This window comes from Streptomyces sp. NPDC007162 (assembly GCF_040634175.1).
GTDB lineage: Bacteria > Actinomycetota > Actinomycetes > Streptomycetales > Streptomycetaceae > Streptomyces.
Genome location: NZ_JBEYFC010000647.1, coordinates 1 through 4,310, shown reverse-complemented (window position 1 = coordinate 4,310; position 4,310 = coordinate 1). Strand labels below are relative to the sequence as shown.

The following is a 4,310-nucleotide window of genomic DNA, read 5'->3' as shown; positions in this document are numbered from 1 at the left end:
GTCGTCGAGTCGCGGTCACCGCGGCGATGCCCGGGGTGGCGCGCAGGGTGCGCGCCACGCGGTCGGCGGAGGCGGCGTCGGCGACGACCACCACGGGGGTGCCCGCGCCGGCCGGGAAGTGCCGGGCCAGGGTCTGCTGGGCGGCGACGGACGGCACATGGCGCACGAACGTCTCGTCGAGCGGCACGCCGCGCGAGTCCAGGGTGAGGGCGCCCGCCGAGCAGACGAGCAGTCCGGTCAGGGCGAGCGCCCACACCCGGCGCGGCGCCCGGTCGACCAGGTGGGCGACGCGCCGCCACAGCCCGGTCGCGACGGCCCCGCTCTCGGGCCTGGCCGGCCAGTACGCGCGGCGGCCGAGGAGGGCCAGGACGGCCGGCAGGAAGGTGAGCGCGCTCAGGGCGGCGCAGGCGATGCCGACGGCGCCGACCGGTCCGAGTGCCCGGTTGTTGGTGAGGTCGCTCAGCAGCAGCGCGATCAGACCGAGGGCGACGGTCCCCGCGCTGGCCAGCACGGCCGGGGCCGAGCGGCGCAGGGCGGCGCGGGCGGCGTCGTGCCGGTCGCGGCCCGCGGCCAGCTCCTCCCGGCAGCGGGCGGTGACCAGCAGCGCGTAGTCCGTCGCGGCGCCGATGACGAGGATCGAGAGGATGCCCTGCACCTGGCCGTCGACGCGCACCAGGCCGTGGTCGGCCAGGGCGTAGACGACGGCACACGCGAGGCCCAGGGAGAACACCGCGCCGAGGATGACGACCAGCGGCAGCAGCAGGGAGCGGTAGACCAGCAGCAGGATGACGAGCACCGCGGCCAGGGCGACCGCGAGCAGCACCCCGTCGATGCCCGAGAAGGCGTCCGCGAGGTCGGCCTGGGTGGCGGCGGGGCCGGCGAGCTGCACCCGGGTGCCGGGGATCGCGGCCGCCGTCCGCACCCGTTCCAGGGTGGGTGCGAGCCGGTCGCCGAGGTCGGGGCGCAGGGGCACGACGGCCTGGAGCGCGGCGCGGTCCCGGGAGAGGAGAGCGGGCGAAGGGGATCCGGCGGTGCCGGGTGTGCCGGCGAGCGCGGCGACCGCCGCGGTGGCCGGGCGCTGCTCGCCGCTGACGGCCGCCCCGCCGTCGGCGGTCCAGACCACGACGACCGGCAGGGTCTCGCGCTGCCGGAAGGCGGCCTGCTCGCGCAGGACCCGCGTGGACTCGGCGCTCCGTGGCAGGAAGGCGGCCTGGTCGTCGGTGGCCACTTCGCCCAGCCGTCCGGCGAAGGGACCCAGCAGACCCCCGAGCACCAGCCAGACGGCGACCACGGCGAACGGGACGAGCCCGCGGGTGCGGTGGCGGGACGGGGGTGTCATGCGACTCCTGGGGGCGTGGGACAAGGGAGGACTCCTGGGCAGAAAGCTCGACGATAAACAATCTCAATGATTGAGCAATGCCGATGGACGGCATGTGTCACCCTTGCTTCTCCGCGCGCCGAAGGATCGGATGCAGCCCTCAGCGGCCGGCCGCGGACTCCCCGGGTACCTCGGCCAGGATGTCGTTCAGCTCCGTCAGGAACCGCAGGGCCACGGCCAGTTCGCGTTCGTCGAAGTCCGCCCCGGCCCGGCGCACGGCGTCGGCGAGGGGCCGGAAGTGGGTACGGGCGGCGGCGCGGGCGTCGGCGACGTACTGGAGGTGCACCACCCTGCGGTCGGCGTCCTCGCGCACCCGGCGGACGTGTCCGGCGCGCTCCAGCCGGTCCACGCAGGCGGTGACCGCGCCCGAGGTGAGGCCGAGCAGCGCGCGCAGCCGGGTGGGCGTCATGGGCTCGGGGGCGTCGAGGATGGCGGCCAGCGCCTGCACGTCGGTGGCGTGCAGGTTCTGCCGGGCCGCGTACTGCTGGATGACCCGGCCGACCTCGCCGTGCATGCGACGCAACTGCACCGCGAAGGCCGACAGGTCGCCCGGGAAGGCGGGGAGGTCTCCGGGGGCCGCGTGCCCCCCGTTCGTCTCCGTGCTCACCGGCGCATCGTACCGGGGTACTCGTGGATCACGCCCGGACCGCATCCGCGGGCGGCGCGACGGCCGAAGACCCGGGTACGAGGAGGAGTCATGGAGACGACGGCGCAACGCCCCCTGTGCCTGGTGACCGGGGCCAGCGGCTACATCGGCGGGCGGCTCGTGCCCGAGCTGCTGGCCGCCGGATACCGGGTGCGCTGCCTGGCCCGCTCCCCCGGGAAACTGCGCGACCACCCGTGGGCCGGGGAGGTGGAGGTGGTCCAGGGGGACGTCACCGACCCCGTCACGGTCGGTGCCGCCATGCGGGAGGTCGCCGTCGCCTACTACCTGGTGCACGCGCTCGGCACCGGACACGGCTTCGAGGACACCGACCGGCAGGGCGCGCACGTCTTCGGCACGCAGGCCGCCCGCGCCGGCGTGCGCCGCATCGTCTACCTCGGCGGGCTGACCCCGGCCGGGGTGCCCGAGCGGGAGCTGTCACCCCATCTGCGCTCCCGCTCCGAGGTCGGGCGCATCCTGCTGGCGAGCGGGGTGCCCACCACGGTGCTGCGCGCCGCCGTCATCATCGGGTCCGGCTCGGCCTCCTTCGAGATGCTGCGCTACCTGACCGAGCGGCTGCCGGTGATGGTCACGCCCAGCTGGGTGCGCACCCGCATCCAGCCGGCCGCGGTCCGGGACGTGCTGCGCCTGCTGGTGGGCAGCGCCCGGATGCCCGCGGACGTGAACCGCGCCTTCGACATCGGCGGGCCCGACGTGCTGACGTACCGCGACATGATGCTGCGCTACGCGGCGGTCGCCGGGCTGCCCCGGCGCGTGATCGTGCCGGTGCCGGTGCTCACCCCCCGCCTGTCCGGCCTCTGGGTCGGCCTGGTTACCCCGGTCCCCGCGTCCATCGCCCGGCCGCTTGCGGAGTCACTGCGGCACGAGGTGGTGTGCCGGGAGAACGACATCACCCGCTACGTGCCCGACCCGCCCGGCCACCCCATCGGTTTCGACGACGCGGTACGGCTGGCGCTCAAGCGCGTGCAGGACGCCGAGGTCGCGACCCGCTGGTCCTCCGCCTCGGTACCCGGCGCCCCCAGCGACCCGCTGCCCACCGACCCCGCCTGGGCGGGCGGAAGCCTCTACACCGACCTGCGGGAACGTCCGGTCGACGCTTCGCGCGAGGCGCTGTGGCGGGTGATCGAGGGCGTCGGCGGGGAGAACGGCTGGTACTCCTTCCCGCTGGCCTGGTCCGTGCGGGGGATCGCCGACCGGCTCGTGGGAGGGGTCGGGCTGCGCCGCGGGCGCCGGGACGCGCACCGGCTGCGGGTGGGCGACTCGGTGGACTTCTGGCGGGTGGAGGAGATCGAGCCGGGCAGGCTGCTGCGGCTGCGCGCGGAGATGCGGCTGCCCGGGCCGGCCTGGCTGGAGATGCACGCCGACACCGACGACACCGGCCGCACCCGCTACCGCCAGCGCGCCCTGTTCCACCCGCACGGCCTGCTCGGCCACGCCTACTGGTGGAGCGTGTCCCCCTTCCACTCCGTCGTCTTCGGCGGCATGGCCCGCAACATCACCCGCGCCGCCGAGGCCGAGGACCGCCACGCCCCGCCCGGCACGGCCCCCTCGACCGGCGCCTCGACTCCGCCCCCACTCCGACAGGCCCGCTGAAACCCGAGCACGGCCGCTCCGACGATCACCGAGCCGTGGCCCGTGAGCGTGGTCCGGTCAGTGCCCCGGCTGCCGGTCAGTGGCGGTCCGCCTCCACCGGCCACGCCCGGTACTGCCGCCTGCCGTAGACCAGCGGCTGCCGGTCCGGCAACGAGGTGACCCTCAGGACGCTGCCGAAGATCACGAGGTGGTCCCCGCTGCGGTGCTCGTCACTGACCTGGCAGTCCGCGATGGCGTGTGCGTCGTGCAGGAGATGGGGGCCGGCGGTGTGCGGGTCGCCGGCGTCGTACTCCCAGCGCACGCGGTCGAAACGATCGGGCGCGCCCGACGCGAACAATTCGGCGACCGACTGGGCATCACCACCGAGCAGGTTCACCGCGAACCGGCCGGTGTCCAGGACCGAGCGCAGGGTGGGGCTGCCGCTGCGCAGGCATACCAGCAGGACGGGCGGGTTCAGCGTGACACTGCACACCGAGGAGATGGTCATCCCGCGGGGCGTGCCGTCGGGGTCGGTCGTGGTGAGGACAGCGACCCCGGTGGGGAAGCCGCTCATCATGGCGCGCTGGCCCTCGGCGACGGACGCCGGGGCCGCCGGCCGTGCGGATGCGTTGAGTCGGATGAGGTCGGTCACGAGGTGCAGCTCCCTGGGACGACGGACGCGGCGCCGCGGCGGCC

General features: G+C 75.3%; 4 protein-coding genes. 1 reads left to right on the top strand and 3 read right to left on the bottom strand.

Annotated features, from left to right (window positions below; all coding sequences use genetic code 11):
• Nucleotides 1–1,339: MMPL family transporter (locus tag ABZ646_RS41235; RefSeq protein WP_360531301.1), on the bottom strand; the 1,339-nt coding region annotated here is incomplete at its 3' end.
• A gap of 139 nt (nt 1,340–1,478) precedes the next feature.
• Nucleotides 1,479–1,985, bottom strand: a complete 507-nt coding sequence (locus ABZ646_RS41230) for a MarR family winged helix-turn-helix transcriptional regulator (protein ID WP_360531298.1) — start codon at nt 1,983–1,985, stop codon at nt 1,479–1,481.
• Between the two features lie 90 nt (nt 1,986–2,075).
• Here ABZ646_RS41230 and ABZ646_RS41225 point away from each other — a divergent pair, with 90 nt between their 5' ends.
• Nucleotides 2,076–3,635 (top strand): SDR family oxidoreductase, encoded by a 1,560-nt coding sequence (locus ABZ646_RS41225; protein WP_360531295.1) that lies wholly within the window; start codon nt 2,076–2,078, stop codon nt 3,633–3,635.
• Nucleotides 3,636–3,711: 76 nt separating this feature from the next.
• On the opposite strand, the gene ABZ646_RS41220 is transcribed toward ABZ646_RS41225, so the two are convergent.
• On the bottom strand, nt 3,712–4,310 hold a 599-nt coding region (locus ABZ646_RS41220), incomplete at its 5' end, for a flavin reductase family protein (RefSeq protein WP_360531292.1).